The sequence below is a fragment of the Thioalkalivibrio denitrificans genome, assembly GCF_002000365.1.
Taxonomy (GTDB): domain Bacteria; phylum Pseudomonadota; class Gammaproteobacteria; order Ectothiorhodospirales; family Ectothiorhodospiraceae; genus Thioalkalivibrio_A; species Thioalkalivibrio_A denitrificans.
Map to the genome: position 1 here is coordinate 66278 of NZ_MVBK01000021.1, position 23363 is coordinate 89640.

Genomic DNA, 23363 nt, shown 5'->3' on the forward strand with positions numbered 1-23363 from the left:
CAATCTGATACGCAACTGACACCCGCTCCGAGAGGTACGAACGACATGCCATCCACAGTCAAGCACCAGGAGTTCGGTGACGCCCCGACCGAGGTACGCGATACCGAGCATTACCAGCACGAGTACGTCAAATCGTTCGTCGACAAGTGGGATGAACTCATCGACTGGGACAGCCGCAAGGCCAGCGAAGGCGACTTCTTCATCCGCACCCTGAAGGAACGCGGCGCAAAGCGAATCCTGGATGCCGCCACGGGGACCGGCTTTCACTCCGTCCAGCTGGTTGAGGCCGGCTTCGACGTCGTCAGCGCCGACGGCAGCGCCGAGATGCTCGCCAAGGCCTTTGAGAACGGCCGGCGACGCGGCCATATCCTGCGCACCATCCAGTCCGACTGGCGCTGGTTGAACCGTGACGTGCACGGCCGTTTCGATGCCATCGTCTGCCTGGGCAATTCCTTCACCCACCTATTCAACGAGAACGACCGGCGCAAGACCCTGGCCGAGTTCTACTCCGCCCTGAACCATGACGGCGTGCTGATCCTTGACCAGCGCAACTACGATGCCATCCTCGACCACGGCTATTCCAGCACGCACACGTATTACTACTGCGGGGACAACGTGGAGGTCAAACCCGAGCATGTGGACGAGGGTCTGGCCCGTTTCCAGTACAGCTTCCCGGACAAGTCCGTATTTCACCTGAACATGTATCCGCTGCGTAAGGCCTACGTGCGCCGACTGATGCGCGAGGTGGGCTTCCAGCACATCGAGACCTATGGAGACTTCAAGGAGACTTACCGGGAGGCCGAACCGGATTTCTTCATCCATGTGGCCGAGAAACAGTACCGGGAGGATTGACCATGACCCAGAACTACAGTGGCGCGGTCGCCACCGCGCGCGACTACTACAACAGCGATGACGCCGATACGTTCTATCACCGCGTATGGGGCGGCGAGGATATCCACGTGGGGCTCTATGAGTCCGACGATGAACCCATTTTTGACGCCAGCCGACGTACGGTGGCGCGCATGGGCGACCTGCTCGGCGAACCGAGCGCCGACACGCATATCCTGGATATGGGCGCCGGCTACGGCGGCTCCGCGCGCTACCTCGCCAGCACCTTCGGATGCCGCGTGGTTGCGCTGAACCTCAGCGAGGTGGAGAACGAGCGCAACCGGGAGAAGAACCGCGCCCATCACCTGGACAAGCTGATCGAGGTGGTGGACGGCAGCTTCGAGTCCGTGCCCTACCCGGACGAGAGCTTCGACGTCGTCTGGTCCCAGGACGCCATCCTGCACAGCGGCAACCGCCGGCAGGTGATCAGGGAGGCCGCGCGCCTTCTCAAGCCGGGCGGCATATTCATCTTCACTGATCCCATGCAGACCGACGACTGCCCCGAAGGCGTGCTGGAACCGATCCTGGCCCGCATCCACCTGGAGACCCTGGGCTCGCCGGCCTTCTACCGCGAGGCCTGCGCCTCCGAAGGGCTGAAGGAACTCGGTTTCGAGGAACATGCGGACCAACTGCCCCGGCATTACACCCGGGTCCTGCGTGAAACGGAAGCCCATGAGGATGCGCTCAAGGGCGAGATCTCGGACGAGTACATCCAGCGCATGAAGAAGGGCCTGGGCCACTGGATTGAAGGCGGCCGCAAAGGCTACCTCACCTGGGGCATCTTCCGCTTCCGCAAGCCCGACTGAGTTTTCCGTGTGCCGCGCGACCGTGTTTCGCCCGCGCAGCCTCACACCGTTCACAGGAACAGAAAACCTGAGGAGAAACCATGAACAAATCCTATCTGTTTACTTCCGAATCCGTATCCGAGGGTCATCCGGACAAGCTGTGCGACCAGGTGTCGGACGCGATCCTCGATGCCTTCCTGGCACAGGACCCGAAGGCCCGCGTCGCCGCCGAGACCTTCACCACCACCGGCGTGGTCGCCGTGGGCGGCGAGGTGAAATCCAGCGCGACGGTGGACCTGGAAAGGATCGTGCGCGACGTCGTCCGTGATATCGGCTACACCAGCTCAGAGATGGGCTTCGACGCGGACACCTGCGCCGTGATGAACCTTTTGGGCGAGCAGTCCGCAGACATCAACCAGGGCGTGGACCGATCCCGTCCGGAAGAACAGGGCGCCGGCGATCAGGGCCTGATGTTCGGCTACGCATGTGACGAAACCGACGTGCTCATGCCCGCCCCCATTCACTTCGCCCACCGGCTCGTGCGCCGCCAGTCCGAGGCGCGCAGGAACGGCACCCTGCCCTGGCTGCGTCCCGACGCCAAGAGCCAGGTGAGCTTCCGCTACGAGAACGGCAAGGCCACCACCGTGGATGCCGTGGTGCTCTCCACCCAGCACGCGCCCGAGATCGAACAGAAGGATCTGCATGAAGCCGTCATGGAGGAGATCATCAAGCCGGTGCTAGGTGACAAGCTGCACAAGGACACCAAGTACCACATCAACCCCACCGGGCGTTTCGTCACGGGCGGCCCACTCGGTGACGCCGGTCTCACGGGTCGCAAGATCATCGTTGACACCTACGGCGGCATGGCCCGCCACGGCGGTGGCGCCTTCTCCGGCAAGGACCCGTCCAAGGTGGACCGCTCCGCCGCCTATGCCTGCCGCTACGTGGCCAAGAACATCGTCGCCGCCGGCCTGGCGTCACGCTGCGAGGTGCAGGTGTCCTACGCCATCGGCGTGGCAGAACCCACCTCCATCGCCGTGGAGACCTTTGGCACCGGCAAGGTGGACGAGGCCACGCTGACCGCGCTGGTGCGCAAGCATTTCGACCTGCGCCCCTACGGCATCCTCACCATGCTGGACCTCGAACGTCCCATCTACCGGCCCACTGCCACCTACGGCCACTTCGGCCGCGAGGACCTGGACGTAACCTGGGAGCGCACCGACCGCGCCAAGGAACTGGCGGAAGCGGCGAAGGGGCTCAAGGCCTCCTGACGGAGGCTCAAAAAAAGGCGGCCGATGGGCCGCCTTTTTTTGAAGGATGAAGGATGAAGGATGAAGGTTGAAGGATGAAGGTTGAATGAAACCACCCCTCCCTGGCCCTCCCCCTGAGGGGAGGGGAATCAGGAGGTCACACTCTGCCTTCATCCTTCATCCTTCATCCTTCATCCTTCATCCTTCATCCTTCATCCTTCCAAAAAACCGCCACCAACGCCTCCCCCCGATACACCAGGGGCGCCCGGTCCCGTTCCCAGGGCGGCACGCCGCGCTCCTGCATCAGCTTCTTCAGTTCACGGGTCTGGCCGCGGACGCGGAGGGTCTCGCCGCCCCGGCGAAAGGCCACCTGAAACGGACCCTCTTTATCCGGGTCGACGCCCTGGGACGCCAGCCATTCGGGGGTGAGTGTCAGTCCCAGCGTGTCGATGTGCAGCGGCGTTCGGCCGTCCCAGGCCAGGCGCAGGTTCGGATCATGGGGTGGCCGGGGTGCCAGGGCATGCAGTGCGTCACGGTAGCGGCGGAGCTGTGCGCCCTCCCACGCCACGCACGGCATCGCATCCGGGCCCGCGGTGAGCACGTCGTCCAGGACGCTCTGGAGCCGTGTCCGGGGCGGTGACGGCAGGCCCTTTTCCAGGAGCCAGAAACGCAGGGCATTGCGGATGCGCGCCGGGCGCAGGGTGGACAGCGCCATCACCGAGAGTGTCCCGGGCACCTCGCCGCGCAGATTCTCCAGATCGACCCGTGCCAGATCGCCCAGCAGTCCCAGTGTCTCGGCCTGGTGTGCCGCCGCTCGCGAAAGGGTCTCGTCCAGCGCCGGCCAACGTTCACGCAGCGCCGGCATGATCCGCGTACGCAGCAGATTGCGGTCGAAGCGTGTATCGAGGTTGCTGTCGTCCTCGATCCAGTCCAGGGCCTCGGCCCGGGCATAGGCCTCCAGGTCCGCCCGACCCATCTGCAGCATCGGCCGTCCATGCCAACCCGCCCCCAGCGGCTGCCACGCGGGCATCGCCGCCAGGCCCGCCGGTCCCGCCCCGCGCATCAGCTGCAGCAACAGCGTTTCCGCCTGGTCCCGTTGGTGGTGAGCCGTGAGCAGTCCGTCGCCCGATTGCAGAAGGCCCTCCAGCGCCCCGTAACGGGCCGTGCGTGCCGCCGCCTCCGGGCTCTCGCCCGTTTCCGCGCGGGCATCCACCCGCAGCACGTCCAAAGGCACACCCAGGCGCTCACACACGGCCTCACAGTGCGCCACCCAGGCATCGGCACGGGCATTCAGCCCGTGATGCACATGCACAGCACGAACCTCGGGGAACCCGCTGCCTCGCAGCGCCGCCAGCATGTGCAACAGCACGTGTGAATCGAGCCCGCCGCTATAGGCCACGAGGTAGCGGGAGGCGGAAGGCAGAAGCCTGAGGAAAGGACGAAGGTCGAAGGATGAAGGATGAATCAAACCCGCCTTCTGCCCGTCACGCGGTCCGGGTGGCAAAGTCTTCATCCTTCATCCTTCCGCCTTCAACCTTCTTTAAACCGCCCATACCCCATCAATCGCCGGTACCGGCGGTCGAGGAGCTGCTCCATGTCCATGGTGCGCAGGGTTCGGAGGGCTTCGGTCAGGGCGTCGTGGAGGTGGCCGGCCATCTGCTCCGGATTGCGGTGCGCGCCGCCCAGCGGTTCGGGGATCACGGTATCGATAAGCTCCAGTTCCTTGAGCCGCGCGGAGGTAATGCCCAACGCCTCGGCGGCGTCGGCGGCCCGCTCGGAGCTCTTCCACAGAATGGACGCGCAGCCCTCCGGCGAGATCACGGAGTAGGTGCTGTACTGGAGCATCATCACCTGATCCCCCACGCCGATGGCCAGCGCGCCGCCAGAGCCGCCCTCGCCGATCACGGTGCAGATGATGGGCGTGCGCAGCCCGGACATGATCTGCAGGTTCTTGGCGATGGCCTCGCTCTGGCCGCGCTCCTCGGCGCCGACCCCCGGGTAGGCCCCGGGCGTGTCGATAAAGGTGAGTATGGGAATGCGAAAGCGCTCGGCCAGGCGCATGAGGCGCAGGGCCTTGCGGTAACCCTCGGGCCGCGGCATGCCGAAATTGCGGCGGATCTTCTCCTTGGTGTCACGGCCCTTCTGGTGTCCGATGATCATCACCGGCTCTCCGTCCAGGCGGGCCAACCCGCCCACCACGGCCGGGTCATCGGCAAAATTGCGGTCGCCGTGCAACTCCTCGAAGTCCGTGAACAGTCGCCTGACGTAGTCCAGCGTGTACGGGCGCCGCGGATGGCGCGCCAGTTGCGCCACCTGCCAGGCGGTCAGCCGGGAGAAGATGGATTCCGTGAGGGAGGTGCACTTGGCCTGCAGCCGCGAGATCTCGTCGTGGATGTTGACCTCGGCATCATCGCCCACGTAGCGAAGTTCTTCGATCTTGGCCTCAAGTTCGGCGATCGGCTGTTCAAAATCCAGGAAGTCGGGGTTCATAGACTGGTGCCGGGTTTGCGTTCGTTATGGTCGGCAGAATCGGGGATTCTAACCCGCAAATCTGCCGAGTGCGAATCTGTAAAGCGCTCCGCCACGACCCGGCCCCACGGCAGTCCGGGTTCCTGCTCCCCACGGAACTCCTGTCATAAACGCAGAGGACGCAGAGACGCCGAGGGCGCAGAGAAATTTCGTTTTCGGGATGAGCTGACTCCCGCGTTCTCTGCGCCTCTGCGTCCTCCGCGTTACACACGGAAACCAAGACGCGTCCCCGTATTAGGGCTCGTCGGCCTGAAGGCCGACCTGCGCATCAGCGCAGTGCCACCGCATCCTCCCCCAGTACACCCCGAAGGCGGCCCAGGAGTTCGCCGCTTGGGCGTACGCGCCAGGCGTCGCCCAGTTCGTAGCTGGCCTGGAAGCGCTCATCGCGCACGTGCATGTAGACCGGACACCGGCCCTCGCGGCCGGACGCCAGCACCTCCCGCAACTCATCCAGGAGTCCGTTGACCGTTCGTCCGGGCAGGCGCAGGTCCAGGGCCTGCACGCTCCTGGCCAGGGCCTCGTCCAGATCCATGACCTCCCTCGCCCGCAGGCGCACACCGCCGTTGAACTCGTCCACCCCCGCCTGCCCTTCCACCACCAGCAGCCGGTCCTTCACCAGCAGGTGCTGGAAGCGGTTGAAATCCTCGCCGAACAGGCCCACCTCGATGCGCCCGCTGCGATCGTCCAGGGTCACGAAGCCTATGCGCCCGGTCTGGGTGTTGCGTGCACGGATGCTGATCACCAGACCCGCCACGAGCGTTGTCTGATCACGGCGCCGGCGCCCCTCTCCCGGGTTCTGCTCGGACACCTCCGCCACCAGGTCTGCGATCCGCCGGCTCCGGATGGCCTGCAGTTCGGTGCGGAACCGCTCGATGGGGTGCCCCGTGAGATACAGGCCGAGGGTCTCCTTCTCCGCCGACAGCCTCAGGTCCTCATCCCACTCGGGCACAACCTCGTCCGGCAGGTCCTGCGCGTCGGGCACGGCCGGCCCGCCGAACAGGTCATCCTGTCCCAGGGTCTCATTGCGCAATTGCTGCTCGGCCCGGGACAGTGCCTTGGGCAGGTTGGCCATGAGAGTGGCCCGATTCGGGCCGATGGTGTCCAGCGCCCCGGCCCGGATCAGGGCCTCCAGGGTTCGCCGGTTGATCTTCTGCAGGTCGGCGCGCAGACACAGATCGTCCAGATGGCGGAACGGCCCGCCCGCCTCCCGAGCCCCGATCAGGGCCTGAACCGCGGACTCGCCCACGCCCTTGATGGCGCCCAGGCCGTAGATGACCGTGCGCTCATCGCCCACCGCGAAACGATGCTCGGATCGATTCACATCCGGAGGCACCACGTGCAACTCCATGGCGCGACAATCCTCGATGAGGTTGACCACCTTGTCGGTGTTGTCCATGTCCGCGGACAGCACGGCGGACATGAACGCGGCCGGATGGTGCTGCTTGAGCCATGCGGTCTGGTAGGACAGCAGCGCGTAGGCGGCGGAATGCGACTTGTTGAATCCGTAACCGGCGAACTTCTCCATCAGGTCGAAGATGTAGCTTGCCGTAGCCTCCTCCACACCGCGCGACGTGGCGCCCTTGAGGAAGATCTCCCTCTGTTTCGCCATCTCCTCGGGCTTTTTCTTGCCCATGGCACGGCGCAGGAGGTCGGCGCCGCCGAGGGTGTAGCCAGCCAGCACCTGCGCGATCTGCATCACCTGTTCCTGGTACAGGATCACGCCGTAGGTGGGCTTGAGTATGGGTTCCAGGTCCGGATGCGGATACTCGACGCGCGCGCGGCCGTGCTTGCGGTTGATGAAGTCGTCCACCATGCCCGACTGCAATGGGCCTGGCCGATACAGCGCCACCAGCGCCACGATGTCCTCGAAGCTGTCGGGCTGCAGGCGCTTGATCAGTTCCTTCATGCCACGGGATTCAAGCTGGAAGACGGCAGTGGTCTCCTGGCGCTTGAGCAGGCCGAAGGTGGCGGCATCGTCCAGGGGGATGGCATTGATGTCCAGGGGTGACTGGCCCTCGGACGCGCGCCGTTCGTTGATGATGCGCACCGCCCAGTCGATGATGGTCAGCGTGCGCAGACCCAGGAAGTCGAACTTCACCAGGCCCACCTCTTCCACGTCGTCCTTGTCGAAGTGGGTCACCACACCTTGCCCGCCGGGCTCGCAGTAGAGCGGCGAGAAGTCCGTGAGCCGCGACGGCGCGATCACCACGCCGCCCGCATGCTTGCCCGCATTGCGCGCGATGCCCTCCAGCTTGCGTGCCAGGTCGATCAGGCCCCTGACTTCCTCGTCGTCCTCGTAGAGGCGGCGCAGTTCCTCTTCCTGATCCAGCGCCTTGCTCAACGTCATGCCGATCTCGAAGGGGATCAGCTTGGCGATGCGATCCACGAATCCGTAGGGATGGCCGAGCACGCGCCCGGCATCGCGCACCACCGCCTTGGCGGCCATGGTGCCGTGGGTGATGATCTGGGAGACCTTCTCGCGGCCATAGCGGCTGGCGACGTAGTCGATCACCCGGTCCCGCTGCTCCATGCAGAAGTCGATATCGAAGTCCGGCATGGACACCCGCTCGGGGTTGAGGAAGCGCTCGAACAGGAGGTCGTAGCGCAGCGGATCCAGATCCGTGATCTTGAGCGCGTAGGCCACCAGTGAGCCGGCGCCTGATCCGCGCCCCGGTCCCACCGGGATGCCGTTGTCCTTGGCCCAGCGTATGAAGTCCGCCACGATCAGGAAGTAGCCGGGAAAGCCCATCTGGCAGATCACGTCCAGTTCCGTCTCGAGGCGCTCCCGGTAACGGCGTTCGAGATCCTGCCGGCGTTCCTCCACCTCCCCTTCCAGGATCGCGGGCAGGCGCTCGTCGAGGCCTTCGCGGGACACCTGCCGGAAATACGCGTCCGTGGTCAATCCCTGCGGTATGGGGTACTCGGGCAGCACCGGCGCCCCTAGCGTCAGGGAGAGGTTGCAGCGCCGAGCGATCTCGACGGAATTCTCCAGGGCCTCCGGAATGTCGGCGAACAGTTCCGCCATCTCCTCGGGCGAACGAAGATATTGCTGCGCCGTGTAGTCCCGGGGCCTGCGCGGATCGTCCAGCACGCGTCCGTCATGGATACAGACGCGCGCCTCGTGGGCGTCGAAATCCGACGCATGCAGGAAGCGCACGTCATTGGTGGCCACCACGGGCAGATCCCGCGCCTGGGCCAGATCCACCGCCGCGTGCAGGTGTGCCTCCTCCGCTTCACGGCCGGTGCGGCCGATCTCCAGGTAGAAACGCCCGGGGAACAGGCCTTCCCAGTACTCGCACAGGGCCTCCGCGGACTCCGGCTGGCTGCCCAGCAACGCGCGGCCCACTTCACCCTCGCGGCCACCGGAGAGGGCGATCAGCCCCCGACTGGCACCCTCAAACCAGTCGCGGCCCAGCACGGGCACGTCCGTGCCCTGCTGTCCTTCCTGGTAGCCCTGCGATACCAGCCTGGTCAGGTTGCGGTAGCCGTCCTCATCCTGGGCCAGCAGCACCAGCCGTGACGGGGCCTCGCCGGGCTGGGGTGCCGATACCCAGAGGTCCACGCCGACGATGGGCTTGATGCCCGCCTTCAGCGCCGCCTTGTAGAACTTGACCATGGCAAACAGGTTGCACTGGTCGGTGACCGCCACGGCCGGCATCCCCGCCGCGCGCACCGCCTCCACCAGCGGCCCCACGCGCACCAGCCCGTCCACCAGCGAGAACTCGGTATGCAGATGCAGATGTACGAAGCTTGCGGTCATGGTATGGAGTCAATCGAGGTTCATGTATTTGACGCAGAGGTCACGGTGGCGCAGGGCAAAGGCAAGACCTCGACGGGATTAACAGGATTTTTCAGGATTAACAGGATTGGAGAATACGACTGGCGGTTCTGCGCCTTTTGTCTAAATCCCTGTTGATCCTGAAAAATCCTGTTAATCCTGTCCATTGAAGTTCTCCGCGTCCTTTGCGTCTCCGCGACCTCCGCGTTCACAGCCCAAGCAAATCAAAGCAACCCTGGCGTGCCTCCAGTGCCCGGCGTACGGGAGCGAAGCTGGTGCGGTGGCAGGCGCTGGGGCCCAAGCGTTGCAGGGCGTCCAGATGCACGGGGGTGGGATAACCCTTGTGGTCGGCCAGACCGTAGCCCGGGTGGCACGAGTCCAGGTCCCGCATCAACCCATCCCGATAGACCTTGGCGATAATGGAGGCCGCGCTGATGGCCGGCACGAGGCTGTCGCCCCTCACCACCGGCCGGGAGGGAACGGAAAGCTCCGGACAGCGGTTGCCGTCCACCAGGGCCAGCTCCGGAGAGACCTCCAGCGCCTCGACCGCCCGGCGCATGGCCAGCAGGCTGGCCTGCAGGATATTGATCCGATCGATCTCCCCGGGGCTGCACACGCCGATGGCCCAGGCCACCGCGCGATCGCGGATCATGTCGGCCAGGGATTCGCGCCGGGAGGCATTCAGCTTCTTGGAATCCCTGAGCCCGTCGATGGGCGCCCGGGGATCCAGAATAACCGCCGCTGCCACCACCGGTCCCGCCAGCGGACCCCGTCCCACCTCGTCCACGCCGGCAAGCCCCGGCCTTCCCAGCAAGCGCTCCAGGTCCACGCATCCCCCATGGAATTCAAGTAAACTACGGCACGCGCGAGTATCGCCCCGCCGGACAGGAACCGCCCGGCAACCGGGAGCCCCGGTGACCGGACCCGCCCTTGCGCATCCAAGATGCTATCACAGCCCCGACGGCCCGGGTCGAGGCGTGACACAACAACCTCAACCCACTGAATATTAACGGAATTCCACATGGCCAGCACGCGTTGCGCGGTGATCGGTGTGGGCTACCTCGGTAAGTTTCACGCCCAGAAATACGCCGCCTTGCCCAATGCCGAACTCACCGCCGTGGTCGACACCAGCCCGCAGCAGGCGGCCGCCGTGGCGGCGGACTGCAACTGCCGCGCCGTGACCGATTACCGGGAGCTGCTGGGGCGTGTGGAGGCCGTGAGCATCGCGGTGCCCACCACCCTGCACTACGAGATTGCCCGGCAGTTCCTGGAGCACGGAACCCACGTGCTGGTGGAGAAGCCCATCACCACGACCGTGGAGGAGGCCGCCGACCTCAACCGCATTGCCCTGGAGAAGGGCGTGATTCTGCAGGTGGGGCACCTGGAGCGCTTCAATGCGGCACTCATGGATCTGGCCAACCGGCAGATGGCGCCGCTGTTCATCGAATCCCATCGGCTGGCGCCATTTAAGCCCAGGGCCACGGACGTGAACGTGGTGCTGGACCTGATGATCCACGACATCGATATCATCCTTGACATGGTCCGCTCGCCGGTCAGGTCTCTGGCGGCCAGCGGTGCCCAGGTGCTTTCGCAGGCGGTGGATATCGCCAATGCCCGCATCGAGTTTGAGAACGGCTGCGTGGCCAATGTCACGTCCAGCCGTGTGAGCATGAAGACCGAGCGCAAGATGCGCATCTTCCAGCAGAACGCCTACATCTCCGTGGACTTCCAGAACCGCGGGCTGTCGGTGCACCGGGTGGGCGAGCGCGAAATGTTCCCGGGCATTCCCGAGATCACCAGCGAGGAAAGCTTTTTCGAAGAGAGCGATGCTCTGAAATCGGAGATCGTCGCCTTCCTCGACGCCATCCAGAACGGCGCACCGGTGATCGTCTCCGGAGAGGACGGGCAACGTGCGCTGGAAACCGCCATACGCATCACCGACCTGGTGTTGCGCAGCAAGCAGGTGCTGCGCTGACAACATACCCTGGCAGCCTGTCGGACTTAGGTGCCCGTNNAAGTCCGACAGGCTGCTAGCAACAAGCCACAGCAAGGCAGGAGCATATTCACCCCATGATCCCCATGGTCGACCTGAAGACCCAGTACCACCGGCTGAAGCACGAGATCGACACGGCCGTGATGGACGTTCTGGAGAACACGCAGTTCATCCTCGGCCCGAACGTGAAGGCCCTGGAGCAGGAGACTGCCGACTACCTGGGCGTGCCCCACGCCATCGGCTGCGCGTCCGGGACCGATGCCCTGCATCTGGCCCTGGCTGCCGCCGGGATCGGACCCGGCGACGAGGTGATCACCACCGCGTTCACCTTCATCGCCACCGCCGAGGCCATCGCCTATGTGGGGGCCACCCCGGTGTTCGTGGACATCGATCCGGAAACGTACAACATCGACCCGGAGCGCGTGGAAGCAGTCATCACCGGCAAGACGCGCGCTGTGCTGCCGGTGCACCTGTTCGGGCAGCCGGCGCGCATGGACCGCCTGGCGGAGATTTGCAGGGAGCACGGGCTGCTGCTCATCGAGGACTGCGCACAGTCCTTCGGTGCGGACATCAACGGGGTGCAGACAGGCGCCGTCGGCGATCTTGGGTGCTTCAGTTTCTTCCCCAGCAAGAACCTGGGTTGCTACGGCGACGGCGGACTCATCACCACGCCGTCCGAGCAGTTCGCCCGGCGTATCCTGACGCTGCGCAACCACGGCAGCGAGGTGCGCTACCACCACGACATGATCGGCTACAACAGCCGACTGGACGAGATCCAGGCCGCGATCCTGCGCGTCAAGCTGAAGCACATCGACGAGTTCAACCGGGAGCGGCGCCGGGTGGCCCACCGCTACAACGAACTGCTGACCGGCACCGGCATCGTGACCCCCCGCGAGGACAGCCACGGCCGCCACGTGTTCCACCAGTACACCCTGCTCTCCGAACACCGCGACAGGATCATGAAGGCCCTGCAGGACCGGGCGATTGCCTGCGCCGTCTATTACCCCATTCCGTTGCACAGACAGAAGGCCTTCGGCGACACCCTGAGCCACGTCTCGCTGCCGATCACCGACGACGTGGCGGCCCGCTGTTTCTCCCTGCCCATCTATCCGGAGATGCCTGACGAACACATCGTCACCGTCACCGACACCATCCGGGATGCCATTGGCTGAGGCCTTCGACAAGACCCATGTGATGGTGGTGGCCGGCGAGGCCTCCGGGGACCTCCATGCCGCCAACATGGTGCGCGCCATGCGCCGCATGGACCCAGCACTGCGTTTTTCCGGCATGGGCGGCGATGCCCTGCGGGCCGCCGGCGTGGAGATACTCGTGGACAGTTCCCGGCTGTCGGTGGTGGGGCTGGTGGAGGTGCTGGTCCATTACTCGGATATCCGGCGCGCCATGAAACGCCTGCGCGACCAGTTGCAACGGGAGCGCCCCGCGCTGCTGGTCCTTGTGGATTATGTGGAATTCAACCTGCGCCTGGCGCGCGCGGCGAAGCGGCTGGGCGTCCGGGTGCTGTTCTATGTCAGCCCTCAGGTCTGGGCGTGGCGCTCCCAGCGCATCAAGCGCATCGGTCGCGTCATCGACGCCATGGCCGTGCTGTTTCCCTTCGAGACCCGGGTATACGAGGCGCATGGCATTCCCGTGCGCTACGTGGGCAACCCGCTGGTGGATGAGGTCCGGGCGTCGGCCGACTGCTATGCCCTGCGCCGGGAATTCGGGCTGCACGAGACCCGGCCGGTGGTGGGCATCCTGCCCGGCAGCCGCCGCGGCGAATTGCGCAGGCACATGCCGCTGGTCATACAGGCCGCGCGCCTGCTTCGAGAGCGCATCCCCGGCGTGCAGTTCATCATGCCGCTGGCGCCGGGGGTGGACGTGGAGCGCGATATCGAACCCCACCTGGATCCGCAGTTGGGCATCGTCCGGATCACGGGACGCACGTATGACGTCATGCACAGCGCCGACGCGCTGATGATCGCCTCGGGCACCGCCACCCTGGAAGCGGGGCTGCTGCGCGTCCCCATGGCGATCCTCTACCGGGTATCACCGCTCACCTACTTCATCCTGAAGCGCCTGATCATCATCCGTGACGTGGGCCTCGCCAACATCGTGGCCGGCGAGCGCGTCGTCCCGGAATTCATCCAGAACGACGCCACCCCTGAAGCCATCGTCGACGAGATCGAACACCTGCTCACCGACCCGGACTATGCCGGGGAAGTGCGCAGACGCCTGGGAATCATCCGGGAAAAACTGGGCGAAGGCGGCGGCTCCGAAAACGTCGCCCGCATGGCGTTGGAACTCATGCGCTACGGTGAACTAAAGGAGTAGCACGAACCGCTTAATGGACAGGATGAACAGGATTTTTCCGGATTGACAGGATAAGGACAAAAAAGCCTTGGACAGGACTAACAGGATTCACATGATTACTTCAAAGAGCCTTTAATCCTGTTAATCGTGTTAATCCTGTCTTTTTTGTCTTTCTTCAGCTTTCTTTACATCCTGTAAATCCCGAGAAATCCTGTTCATCCTGTCCATTAGCCTTTCTAGGAATCCGCCCCGTGCCTCCGCCCCGAGCGCACGATGCCGCGCTTGCTTTCCTTGACGAAGCGGACGAAGCGCTCCACCTCGGGGATCTCCCGGGCGATTTCCTCGGCCGCCGCCATGGCCGACTGCCGGTTACGGCCGCGCACCAGCAGCTTGAAGACCTGGTGCAGGAGGCGCACCGTTTCGGGCGGGAAACCGCGGCGCTGGAGACCCAGCTTGTTGATGCCCACGGCCCGGGCGTAGTTGCCGGAGGCCAGCGTGTAGGGCGTAAGGTCCCGGTTCAGTGCGGCACCCATGCTGGTAAATGCATGGGGACCGATTCGGCAGAACTGGTGAACGAGGGTAAACCCCCCGAGGATGGCGTGATCCCCGACGGACACATGCCCGGCAAGGGAGGCGGCGTTCGCGAACACCGTGTGATCGCCGACCTCGCAGTCGTGCGCGATATGCACGTACGCCATGATCAGGTTTTCATTGCCGATGCGTGTCACGCCTCCGCCCTTGGGCGTGCCGCGACTGATGGTGACATATTCCCGGATTACGTTGCGGTCACCGATCACCAACCGGGTCGGCTCATCACGATAGCCGGTATCCTGGGGCGACTCGCCCAGGGTCGTGAAATGATAGACGCGGCACTGGGCGCCAATGGTGGTATGCCCGGTGATCATCACGTGTGATCCGATGCGCGTACCCGGACCGATACTCACATCGGGCCCGATCACGGAGAAGGGCCCGACGCTGACGTCATCCGCGATCCGGGCCCCCGCCTCGATCACCGCGCGGGGATCGATCATGCCTCGATTTCCTTCCCTGCACACATGAGCGTCGCCGATGCCACCACCTCGTCACCCACGCGAGCCTCGGCCTTGAACCGCCAGATACCACGCATCACGCGGATGAGATCCACGCGCAGGTGAAGCTGATCGCCGGGTTCCACCTGGCGACGGAAGCGCGCCTCGTCGATACCCACGAACAGGTAAAGCTGCTGCTTGTCCTGATCCTCGTTGCGGGCCTCCTGGGTCTTGAACGCGAGCAGTCCCGTGGCCTGCGCAAGCGCCTCCAGAATGAGCACGCCCGGCATGACCGGCCGGATCGGGAAATGTCCCTGAAAGAAAGGTTCGTTGATACTTACGTTCTTGATCGCCTCCAGGTATTCACCCGGGCGAAAGTCGGTGACACGGTCCACCAGCAGAAAGGGATAGCGGTGGGGCAGGTAGCGCATGATCTGATGAATGGTCATGGAGTCCAATGTCTTTGATCCCTCGTTGTTGTCATGACGCCCCTGTCGCAAGACCCCGCCGGCGTGAGTTCCCGGCCTCGTCTCGTGCATCCGGCAGCCCAGCCGATGTCACTCATCGCCGTCTTCCAACGCCCTGACGCGCCGCGCAAGATCATCGAGCTGACGCAGCCGCGCAACGGTCCGATTCCACTCTCGGGCAGGCGCATGGGGCACTCCCGACCCATAGACGCCGGGCTCCGGGATGGAGTGCGTGACCAGCGTCATGGCCGTGATGGTGACCCCGTCGGCGATCTCCAGATGACCGATTATACCGGCTCCCCCACCGATCGCGCAGCGCCGCCCGATGCGGGTGCTGCCGGCAATGCCGACGCAGCCTGCCACGGCCGTGTGCGCCCCGATGCGCACGTTGTGGGCCACTTGGATCAGGTTGTCCAGTTTCACGCCTTCCTCGATGACGGTATCCCCCAGCGCACCGCGATCAATGGTGGTATTCGCGCCGATCTCCACGTCGTCCCCCACCACCACCACCCCGAGCTGCGGGATCTTCTCCCACCGCTCTCCATCCCGGGCGAAGCCGAAACCATCGGACCCGAGCACGGCGCCTGAATGGATCACCACCCGCTTCCCGATGCGGGTGCCGTGCAGCAGCGTCACCCGGGCATGCAGACGGCTTGCCGGACCGACCTCGCATCCGGGGCCCACCATGCACCCGGGGCCCAGCACCACCGATGCGCCAATGGTGCTGCCGTGTTCAATGACACATTGGGGCCCGATGCTGGCGGATTCATGAATCACGGCATCGTCGGCGACGACTGCCGTGGGATGGACGCCGGGTGATGCCTGCGGCTGCGGATGAAGCAACGTGCAGGCGCGTGCGTAGGCCAGCTGGGGATTGTCCGTCACCAGGGCCGCCGTCGGGCAGGCCTCAAGGTGCTCCGGTGACAGGATGACTGCTGTCGCGCGCGTGGCCGGCAGGTGCGGGCGAAAGCGCGCCTGGGAAAGAAAGGAGAGTTGTCCGGGAACCGCGCGATCCAGAGGCGCCACACCATCGATGACCGCCTCGGGATCACCGTTCAGGTGCACGCCCAGACGGGCGGCGAGTTCACCAAGGCTGATGGCCATGGAACGACTCCCGATGACGAAGCGGCGCCTTGGCGGCGCGGACCGCAACCGGAAACGCGGGAACCCTGCCGTCCGTCGGCTTCCCGGGATCCATCAACGGGCGCTGCGCTGCTGCTCCCTGAGCTTCTCCAGCACCCGTTCCGTAATGTTGATACGCTCGCTGGCAAACAGCACATTGCGTTCGGTGACCACCACGTCGTAGCGCTCCTCCTGGGCCAGCTCCAGTATCACGTTCTGCACCAGCCGCTGCAGGCGGCCGAGTTCCTCGTTGCGGCGAACATTGAGATCTTCACTGAACATGTCCTGGGCACGTTTGAACTCCCGGGAACGGTTGCGGAAGGTGCGCTCGAGTTCCGCCCGCTGTTCGGAACCCATGACGTCGGCATCGCGTTCCAGACGCTCCTGCATCTGCCGAAGCGCGTCGCGCTCGGCGACCAGTTCTGCATCCCTCGGCGAAAACTCGCGCTCCAGCGCCTCAAGCGCCGCTTCCGCCTGGGGCGAGTGTTCCATGATGAAATTGATGTTCACGAAGGCCACTCTGGCTTCGTTGGCCATGACCGCCGGCATACTCACCAGCAAAGCCACCACAAGCGCCAGTGCGCTGAGAAGACCGGACTTTCTGTTCAAGACTGCTCTCCATTGTCCACGGGACCACCGCATTGCGGTCCGTGTTCAGTTTGTCAGGGGGAACGTGACAACCCGTACGCGCCGGACAGGCGCGTCAACGGACGTTAGAATGCGGCCCCGATACTGAATTGGAAGACCTGCGTTTCATCATCCGGGCCTTCATTTAACGCTTGCGCCAGACTGAATGTCAACGCGCCCACGGGCGAGAGCCACGTCATCCCGACCCCGACAGAGGTACGAATTTCCCCGGCATCGAAGTCTTCGTAGCTTCTGTAGACCTGCCCGGCGTCGAAGAACAGGCTCATGCGCATGTTGCCTGCGTCGTCCAGGAAGGGCGGCGGGAACAACAGCTCCGCACTGCCCACGGTGCGGAAGGTGCCGCCGAAGGGATCGTTGTTGGTGCTGTCTCTCGGACCGAGACTGAAATCACGATAACCGCGCACGGAGCGCGTACCGCCGGCGAAGTAGTGTTCGAAGAACGGTACCTCGTCGTCTCCATAGGTCTCGGCGTAACCGATTTCACCGGAGAGCCCGAAACTCAGCGACTCGCTCAGCCTGCGGATCCACTGCATGCGGTAGTCCGCCTTGTAGAATTCCAGGTCGCTTCCGGGAATGGTCACCTTGAGCCCGACCCGCTGCAGGTTGCCCTCCGTCGCGAACACGGTGCGATCACGCGTGTCATGGGTGAACGAGGCCTCGATGCTGTAAAGGTCGAAGTTGTTCCCCTGGCGGTCGAGGTAATCCGTGACCTCCACCGGTGATGAAGCGCTGGTCAGGACCTCCACGTGTTCATAGCCGGGCGTGATGCGGAACGTGTCGAACTCAGTCAGCGGTATGCCGTAGCTCACGGTGCCGCCAAAGCGGTTGGTGGCGTAACGGGTGATGTCCGCGCGGGACGCATCGGTCTCCCGGTAGAACAAGCTGAAGCCACGGCTGATGCCGTCCATGGTGTAGTACGGATTGACGTACGACACGCTGTAGATGGTGTGCACCGTGCTGTTGCTGAAATTGAGCGACAGGCGGTTTCCGGTACCGAAGAAATTGTCCTGCGAAAGGCCCAGGTTGAACAGCACGCCCTCGGTCTGCGCGTAACCGACACCCACCGTGAAGCTGCCCGACAACCGCTCCTTCACGGTGATGTCCAGGTCCACCTGGTCCTCCTGACCGGGAACGCGGCGGGTCTCGATGTTCACCGACTCCACATAGGAGAGCCGCTGCAGGCGCACCCTCGACCGGTCCACATGGGAAGCGTTGTACCAGCCGCCCTCCATCTGGCGCATCTCGCGCCGGAACACCTCATCCTTGGTGCGGGCGTTGCCGGTGAAATTGATGCGCCGCACGTAGACCCGCTGGCCCGGATCGACGAACAGCGTCAGTGACACCTCGCGATTGTCGTCGTCCATCTCCGGGATCGGGTTGACGTTTGCAAACGCATACCCTTCCTCGCCAAGGCGCTGCGTGATGCGCTCCGCTGCCTCGGTGATACGCGCACGGGAGAAGACATCACCCGGGGCAATGTCCACCAGCTCCATCAGCTCCTCTTCGTCGACGATGAGGCTGCCGCCAAGGCGCACGTCGCTCAGGGTGTACTGTTCACCCTCGTCGACATTCACCGTGATGTAGATGTCCTTGCGATCGGGCGTCAGCGTGACCTGGGTGGAATCGATGCTGAAATTGACGTAGCCGCTGTCCAGATACTTGGAACGAAGCTTCTCCAGGTCCCCGGAGAGCTTCTGCCGGGAGTAGTGGTCCCTGCGGCTGAAGAAGGCGTACCAGCGCGGAATGCCGGAGTCGAAACGGCGCAGGATCTCCTTGTCCTCGAAGGCCTCGTTGCCCACCAGGTTGATGCGGCGGATCTTGGCGACCTGTCCTTCCGCAATATCGATGTTCACGTCCACGCGGTTGCGCGGCAGCTCCTCCACCTCCACGTCGATGCGTACGTTGTACTTGCCACGGGCGAAGTACTGCTGGCGCAGCTCGTTCTCCATGCGCTCCAGCACCGTGCGGTTGAATACCCGGCCGCGGGACATGCCCACCTGGCGCAGGGCCTCCATGAGTTCATCGTCCTTGATGTCGCGGTTGCCCGAGATGTTGATCTCGTTGATGGCAGGCCTCTCCTCCACCACCACCACCAGCACGTTGTCGCGGCGACGCAGGGAAACATCCGAAAAGAACCCCGTGCGGAACAGGGCACGCACGACTTCCGCGCTGCGGGCGTCGTCAAACACGTCGCCCACCTGAACGGGAAGATTCGTGAACACGGTACCCGGCGCGATGCGCTCCAGACCCTCCACCTCGATGTCCTCGATGGTGAACGTGGCGGCCTGGGCGGATGCAGCAAGCCATAACGTCAGCAGAATGACGCGTGCGAAGCGTGTCAGCATAAGGGGGTCAGCCCAGTAGTCTCATGATGTCGTTGTAGAAGGCGAGTGTCATCAGCAGCGCGATCATGACGATCCCCACTCGCTGCCCCACCGCCTCCACATAGGCGGACACCGGGCTGCCCTTGACGATCTCCACCAGGTAATACATCAGATGGCCGCCGTCGAGCATCGGGATGGGAAGCAGATTGATGATCCCCAGGCTGATGCTCACGATGGCGAGAAAACCGAGAAACGCCGAGAGACCGATGACGGCGGTGACGCCCGCATACTCCGCGATGGTCACGGGCCCGGCAATGTTCTTCACGGACGCGTCTCCCATCACCAGCCGCCACAACACGCGCAGTGTCATGGCCGTCATGTCCCAGGTCCTGACGACGCCGCGACCCAGGGATTCCACCGGGCCGTGGCGCACGGTGGCACGCATCTCGTCGAACTGCGCCGGGTCGAAGTCCACGTGGGCCCCCACCATGCCGATGCGACGGCCGTTCTCCTCCCTCACGTCGGTGCGCACGTCCACCTCGAGCCGCCGGCCGTCGCGCTCGATCTCCAGGCGCAGCGTCTCTCCGGGCCTTGCCTGCACCATGGCAACCCACTCCTGCCACGTCTCCACCGGCTGACCATCGGAGCGCAGGATGCGGTCGCCCTTCTGCAGGCCCGCACGTTCCGCAGGTCCGCCGGAAACCAGATCGCCCAGGACCGGGTCGAACCGTGGCCGCCAGGGGCGGATGCCCAGCTTGTCCAGCAGTTGTCCTTCGTCCAGCAGGCTGCGCGTGTCGCTCAGGTCCAGCCAGCGCACGGCGCTGCGCCCGTCGTGTGTCTCCACGTGCACGGCCGCTTCGCCACCCTCCAGCACGCGCTCCAGCAGCGCCAGCGAGGCCAGTTCCCACGTGGGCGTCTCGCTGTCTCCCACGCGCACCAGTCGATCGCCTGCCTGAAAACCCGCCTCCGCGGCAAGCGACGTGGTGGCCACCTCACCCACCACGGGCTTCATGCCGGATACGCCCACCATGAACATCAGCCAATAGGCCAGCGCGGCAAACAGGAAGTTGAACGCGGGGCCCGCGGCCACGATGGCGATGCGCTTGCCCACGGGCTGACGATTGAATGCCCGCGACATGTCCTCGCCCGGCGGGATGTCCCCGTCGCGCTCGTCCAGCATTCTCACGTAGCCGCCCAGGGGGATGGTCGCAACAACGTACTCGGTCCGGTCCTCGCCGGCCACGCGCTTCCACAGGGGACGGCCGAACCCCACCGAGAAACGCAGCACCTTCACACCCATGCGCCGGGCCACCCAATAGTGACCGTACTCGTGTACGGTCACCAGCACGCCGATGGCCACGATAAAGGCGGCAATGCTGATCAGGATCGTCACGACGCCCTCCCGATGCGTTGGGCCGACAGCCTGTCGATCCGCTCCCGGGCACACCGGCGTGCCGCCGCGTCGGCGGCAAGGACCTGGTCCAGATCGGTGACCGGTTCCGACGTCAGCTCCGCCAGGGTGTGCTCAATGACGCCGGCAATCGCGGTGAAGGCGAGCCGGGAGTCCAGGAACGCCTCCACGGCCACCTCGTTGGCGGCATTGAGTACCGCGGTCGCCGTCCCCCCGGTCGCCAGGGCCTCGTAGGCCAGACCGAGACAGGGAAAACGGTCCGGGTCGGGCCGCTCGAAATCCAGCTGACCCACGGCAACGATGTCCAGGGGATCGACCCCCGAGGTCACGCGCTCAGGCCACCCCAGGGCATGGGCAATGGGGGTGCGCATGTCCGGGTTGCCCAGCTGCGCCAGCACTGATCCGTCACTGTAGGAAACCATGGAATGAATCACGCTTTGCGGATGCAGTATCACGTCCACGCGATCGGCATCTGTGTTGAACAGCCAGCAGGCCTCGATCACCTCAAGCCCCTTGTTCATCATGGTGGCCGAATCCACCGAGATCTTGCGTCCCATGACCCAGTTGGGATGCGCGCAGGCCTGGGCCGGGGTCACCGCGCCCATCTCTTCCCTGCTGAGGGTGCGAAACGGCCCGCCGGATGCCGTCAGCAGAATTCTTTCGACGCCCACGTTGCCGAGGCCGCGGGAAAAATCCGGCGGCATGCATTGAAACACCGCATTGTGCTCGCTGTCGATGGGCAACAGCTCGGCCCCGCCGACCCGGACCGCTTCCATGAACAGGGGCCCGGACATGACCAGGGCCTCCTTGTTGGCCAGCATGACCCGCTTGCCGGCACGCGCCGCCGCCAGCGTGGGCAGCAACCCGGCGGCCCCCACGATCCCCGCCATCACGTAGCGGGTGGCCTCCATTTCCACGACGTTCACCAGTGCCTCGGCCCCGCCGAGCACACGGGTGGGCAGCCCGGAACCGGACAGGCGTTGCTCCAGGCGCTCGGCCCCGTCGTCGGACACCATGACGGCATAGTCCGGCCGAAAGTGACGGCACTGCTCGGCAAGGCGTTCCACGTTGCCGTGGGCCGTCAGGGCCACGACACGGAAACGCTCCGGATGACGCGCCAGCACGTCCAGCGTGTTGACGCCGATGGTCCCCGTGGACCCGAGAATCGTCACGCCGACGCGGTTGTCTACGGTACGTTCAGCCATGTCCGCGCCGCACCGAGACTGTGGAATCTGCCAGCAATGCCATCAACGTTGCCGTATGCATCAGCGCACCAGGATCCCCGCCCACAGCAGACCGAACAGGAATACCGGCGCCGCGGCGGTCACGCTGTCGATCCGGTCCATTACACCACCGTGCCCGGGGAGTATCTCTCCGCTGTCCTTCACCCCCGCCTCGCGCTTCATCAGGCTCTCGAACAGATCTCCGGCCACGGACAGGAGCGCGGTGACCAGGCAAAGGGCGACAAAATAAAACCACAGGCCCAGGTGCACCTCGAAGTACCATGCCCCCGCCAGGCCCAACAGCAACGTCACCCCGAGCGCACCGAACAGCCCCTCGCGGGTCTTTCCGGGGCTGATGTGCGGTGCCAGCTTGCTGCGGCCGAAGCGCTTGCCGGTGAAATAGGCGGCGCTGTCGGCGCATGCGGTCAGCAGGAACAGGAAGACCAGCCAGGCGGGCTGAATCGCGTGCAGCATGAGCAGCGCCACGCAGGCGGGCACGAGGGTCATCACGCCCGCAACGCCCTTGAGGGCGTGCCTTCCGGTGCCCACGATACCGGGCTGGTAAACCGCGAGCAGGACCAGTACCAACGCCCACCATATCACACCCGCAACCACCGGCCACAGCCGCCCCATGGTCAGCGCATGGTCCAGGGCCACGAAGCCCAGCACCAGGCACAGCCCCAGGTAAAGCAGGCGTACCGGCTTCTCGTCCACGCCCATGAGGCCGGTCCATTCCCAGGCCGCCAGCAGCAGCACCAGCAGGATCAGCACCAGAAACAGCGCCGTGGGCAGCAGCAGGATCGCGGCCAGCAGTCCGGCGGCCAGGGCCGCCCCCGTGACCACGCGCTGCCTAAGCCCGCTCACGCGTCACCTGGTCTCCGGTGCGTCCGAACCGGCGCTCGCGCCTGGCGAAACACTCGAAGGCCGCCTCCAGCACGGGCGCATCGAAGTCCGGCCACAGCACGTCCGTGAAGAACAACTCCGTGTAGGCCAGCTGCCAGAGCAGAAAGTTGCTGAGCCTGTGCTCCCCGCCGGTGCGGATGAAGAGATCCGGCTCGGGCATCCCGCCCGTCGACAGTTCGGCCGCGAGGCCTGCCTCAGTGATGGCCTCCGGGGCCAGCGTGCCGGCCGCCACCTGCTCCGCCAGGCGCCGCACGGCACACAGCACGTCCCAGCGTCCGCCATAACTCGCCGCGATCACCAGGTTCATGCCGCTGTTGGCGGCCGTGCGTTTCTCAGCCTCATTGATCCGGGACCGGAGTTTGGCGGAGAAGTTCTCCCGCTCGCCGATGAAGCGCAGACGGATGTTGTTGGCCTCCAGTTCCGGCAGTTCCCGCTCCAGGGCGGTCACGAACAGCCCCATCAGGGTTCTGACCTCGGAGACTGGGCGCCGCCAGTTTTCGCTGCTGAAGGCGAACAGGGTCAGCACCTCCACGCCCCGGGAGGCACAGAAGCGTACCGTGGCGCGCGTGGCGTGCACGCCCTGACGGTGGCCCTCGGTACGGGGCAGATGACGCGCGCGTGCCCAGCGCCCGTTGCCGTCCATGATGACGGCCACGTGGCGGGGTACGGCGGGATTCTGGGGGATATCCGGACTCACGGAGTCG

General features: G+C 64.9%; 19 protein-coding genes. 6 read left to right on the forward strand and 13 right to left on the reverse strand.

Translation table 11 applies throughout. The features are described 5' to 3' along the window. Nucleotides 1-45 precede the first annotated feature (45 nt). The 3 genes from B1C78_RS04000 to metK all read left to right on the forward strand — a co-directional run bounded on the left by B1C78_RS04000 (nucleotide 46) and on the right by metK (nucleotide 2944). Nucleotides 46-852, forward strand: a complete 807-nt coding sequence (locus tag B1C78_RS04000; protein WP_077277853.1) for a glycine/sarcosine N-methyltransferase — start codon at nucleotides 46-48, stop codon at nucleotides 850-852. 2 nt (nucleotides 853-854) lie between these two features. After that, complete coding sequence (locus B1C78_RS04005; protein ID WP_077277854.1) at nucleotides 855-1694, forward strand: class I SAM-dependent methyltransferase; 840 nt, start codon at nucleotides 855-857, stop codon at nucleotides 1692-1694. Nucleotides 1695-1774: 80 nt separating this feature from the next. Further along, nucleotides 1775-2944: a methionine adenosyltransferase gene (metK, locus tag B1C78_RS04010; RefSeq protein ID WP_077277855.1), complete on the forward strand. Its 1170-nt coding sequence runs from the start codon at nucleotides 1775-1777 to the stop codon at nucleotides 2942-2944. Between the two features lie 184 nt (nucleotides 2945-3128). Here metK and tilS read toward each other — a convergent pair whose 3' ends face one another. The 4 genes from tilS to rnhB form a co-directional block, all read right to left on the reverse strand. Beyond that, entirely contained in the window at nucleotides 3129-4436 is a 1308-nt protein-coding gene (gene tilS, locus B1C78_RS04015) for a tRNA lysidine(34) synthetase TilS (protein WP_077277856.1), read from the reverse strand. 17 nt (nucleotides 4437-4453) lie between these two features. Next, nucleotides 4454-5413, reverse strand: a complete 960-nt coding sequence (locus B1C78_RS04020) for an acetyl-CoA carboxylase carboxyltransferase subunit alpha (RefSeq protein WP_077277857.1) — start codon at nucleotides 5411-5413, stop codon at nucleotides 4454-4456. Between the two features lie 307 nt (nucleotides 5414-5720). Next, nucleotides 5721-9212, reverse strand: coding sequence for a DNA polymerase III subunit alpha (gene dnaE, locus B1C78_RS04025; RefSeq protein ID WP_077277858.1), 3492 nt, complete (start codon nucleotides 9210-9212; stop codon nucleotides 5721-5723). A 226-nt stretch (nucleotides 9213-9438) separates the two neighbouring features. Next, a complete protein-coding gene (gene rnhB, locus B1C78_RS04030; protein ID WP_077277859.1) occupies nucleotides 9439-10059 on the reverse strand; it encodes a ribonuclease HII in 621 nt (206 codons plus the stop codon). Between the two features lie 192 nt (nucleotides 10060-10251). Here rnhB and B1C78_RS04035 point away from each other — a divergent pair, with 192 nt between their 5' ends. From B1C78_RS04035 to lpxB, 3 genes are all read left to right on the forward strand, one after another. Next, nucleotides 10252-11205, forward strand: coding sequence for a Gfo/Idh/MocA family protein (locus B1C78_RS04035; protein ID WP_077277860.1), 954 nt, complete (start codon nucleotides 10252-10254; stop codon nucleotides 11203-11205). Between the two features lie 95 nt (nucleotides 11206-11300). Next, nucleotides 11301-12395 carry a DegT/DnrJ/EryC1/StrS family aminotransferase gene (locus B1C78_RS04040; RefSeq protein ID WP_077277861.1) on the forward strand — a complete coding sequence of 365 codons (1095 nt, stop codon included), beginning with the start codon at nucleotides 11301-11303 and terminating at the stop codon, nucleotides 12393-12395. Then, complete coding sequence (gene lpxB, locus B1C78_RS04045) at nucleotides 12382-13554, forward strand: lipid-A-disaccharide synthase (protein WP_077277862.1); 1173 nt, start codon at nucleotides 12382-12384, stop codon at nucleotides 13552-13554. The genes B1C78_RS04040 and lpxB overlap by 14 nt, the downstream gene beginning before the upstream one ends. A gap of 215 nt (nucleotides 13555-13769) precedes the next feature. Here the strand turns inward: lpxB and lpxA are convergent, their stop codons facing one another. The 9 genes from lpxA to uppS form a co-directional block, all read right to left on the reverse strand. Next, nucleotides 13770-14564, reverse strand: coding sequence for an acyl-ACP--UDP-N-acetylglucosamine O-acyltransferase (gene lpxA, locus B1C78_RS04050; protein WP_077277863.1), 795 nt, complete (start codon nucleotides 14562-14564; stop codon nucleotides 13770-13772). Continuing rightward, nucleotides 14561-15010, reverse strand: a complete 450-nt coding sequence (fabZ, locus tag B1C78_RS04055; protein WP_425443952.1) for a 3-hydroxyacyl-ACP dehydratase FabZ — start codon at nucleotides 15008-15010, stop codon at nucleotides 14561-14563. The genes lpxA and fabZ overlap by 4 nt, the downstream gene beginning before the upstream one ends. Before the next feature lie 108 nt (nucleotides 15011-15118). Next, a complete protein-coding gene (lpxD, locus tag B1C78_RS04060; RefSeq protein ID WP_077277865.1) occupies nucleotides 15119-16132 on the reverse strand; it encodes a UDP-3-O-(3-hydroxymyristoyl)glucosamine N-acyltransferase in 1014 nt (337 codons plus the stop codon). Nucleotides 16133-16225: 93 nt separating this feature from the next. Beyond that, nucleotides 16226-16699, reverse strand: coding sequence for an OmpH/Skp family outer membrane protein (locus tag B1C78_RS04065; RefSeq protein WP_245795304.1), 474 nt, complete (start codon nucleotides 16697-16699; stop codon nucleotides 16226-16228). A 164-nt stretch (nucleotides 16700-16863) separates the two neighbouring features. After that, nucleotides 16864-19143, reverse strand: a complete 2280-nt coding sequence (gene bamA, locus B1C78_RS04070) for an outer membrane protein assembly factor BamA (protein ID WP_077277867.1) — start codon at nucleotides 19141-19143, stop codon at nucleotides 16864-16866. A 7-nt stretch (nucleotides 19144-19150) separates the two neighbouring features. Beyond that, on the reverse strand, nucleotides 19151-20515 hold the full coding sequence (gene rseP, locus B1C78_RS04075) for an RIP metalloprotease RseP (RefSeq protein WP_077277868.1): 1365 nt from the start codon (nucleotides 20513-20515) through the stop codon (nucleotides 19151-19153). Continuing rightward, a complete protein-coding gene (gene ispC, locus B1C78_RS04080) occupies nucleotides 20512-21738 on the reverse strand; it encodes a 1-deoxy-D-xylulose-5-phosphate reductoisomerase (protein WP_077277869.1) in 1227 nt (408 codons plus the stop codon). Before ispC ends, rseP begins: the two co-directional genes overlap by 4 nt. 60 nt (nucleotides 21739-21798) lie before the next feature. Further along, complete coding sequence (locus B1C78_RS04085) at nucleotides 21799-22620, reverse strand: phosphatidate cytidylyltransferase (protein WP_077277870.1); 822 nt, start codon at nucleotides 22618-22620, stop codon at nucleotides 21799-21801. After that, entirely contained in the window at nucleotides 22607-23356 is a 750-nt protein-coding gene (gene uppS / locus B1C78_RS04090) for a polyprenyl diphosphate synthase (RefSeq protein ID WP_077277871.1), read from the reverse strand. Before uppS ends, B1C78_RS04085 begins: the two co-directional genes overlap by 14 nt. Nucleotides 23357-23363: the final 7 nt, after the last annotated feature.

Coding starts and splice junctions, on each gene's coding strand:
- B1C78_RS04000 (WP_077277853.1), top strand. CDS start 46: ATGCCATCCACAGTCAAGCACCAGGAGTTCGGTGACGCCCCGACCGAG.
- B1C78_RS04005 (WP_077277854.1), top strand. CDS start 855: ATGACCCAGAACTACAGTGGCGCGGTCGCCACCGCGCGCGACTACTAC.
- metK (WP_077277855.1), top strand. CDS start 1,775: ATGAACAAATCCTATCTGTTTACTTCCGAATCCGTATCCGAGGGTCAT.
- tilS (WP_077277856.1), bottom strand. CDS start 4,436: ATGAAGACTTTGCCACCCGGACCGCGTGACGGGCAGAAGGCGGGTTTG.
- B1C78_RS04020 (WP_077277857.1), bottom strand. CDS start 5,413: ATGAACCCCGACTTCCTGGATTTTGAACAGCCGATCGCCGAACTTGAG.
- dnaE (WP_077277858.1), bottom strand. CDS start 9,212: ATGACCGCAAGCTTCGTACATCTGCATCTGCATACCGAGTTCTCGCTG.
- B1C78_RS04035 (WP_077277860.1), top strand. CDS start 10,252: ATGGCCAGCACGCGTTGCGCGGTGATCGGTGTGGGCTACCTCGGTAAG.
- B1C78_RS04040 (WP_077277861.1), top strand. CDS start 11,301: ATGATCCCCATGGTCGACCTGAAGACCCAGTACCACCGGCTGAAGCAC.
- lpxB (WP_077277862.1), top strand. CDS start 12,382: ATGCCATTGGCTGAGGCCTTCGACAAGACCCATGTGATGGTGGTGGCC.
- lpxA (WP_077277863.1), bottom strand. CDS start 14,564: ATGATCGATCCCCGCGCGGTGATCGAGGCGGGGGCCCGGATCGCGGAT.
- fabZ (WP_425443952.1), bottom strand. CDS start 15,010: ATGACCATTCATCAGATCATGCGCTACCTGCCCCACCGCTATCCCTTT.
- lpxD (WP_077277865.1), bottom strand. CDS start 16,132: ATGGCCATCAGCCTTGGTGAACTCGCCGCCCGTCTGGGCGTGCACCTG.
- B1C78_RS04065 (WP_245795304.1), bottom strand. CDS start 16,699: ATGCCGGCGGTCATGGCCAACGAAGCCAGAGTGGCCTTCGTGAACATC.
- bamA (WP_077277867.1), bottom strand. CDS start 19,143: ATGCTGACACGCTTCGCACGCGTCATTCTGCTGACGTTATGGCTTGCT.
- ispC (WP_077277869.1), bottom strand. CDS start 21,738: ATGGCTGAACGTACCGTAGACAACCGCGTCGGCGTGACGATTCTCGGG.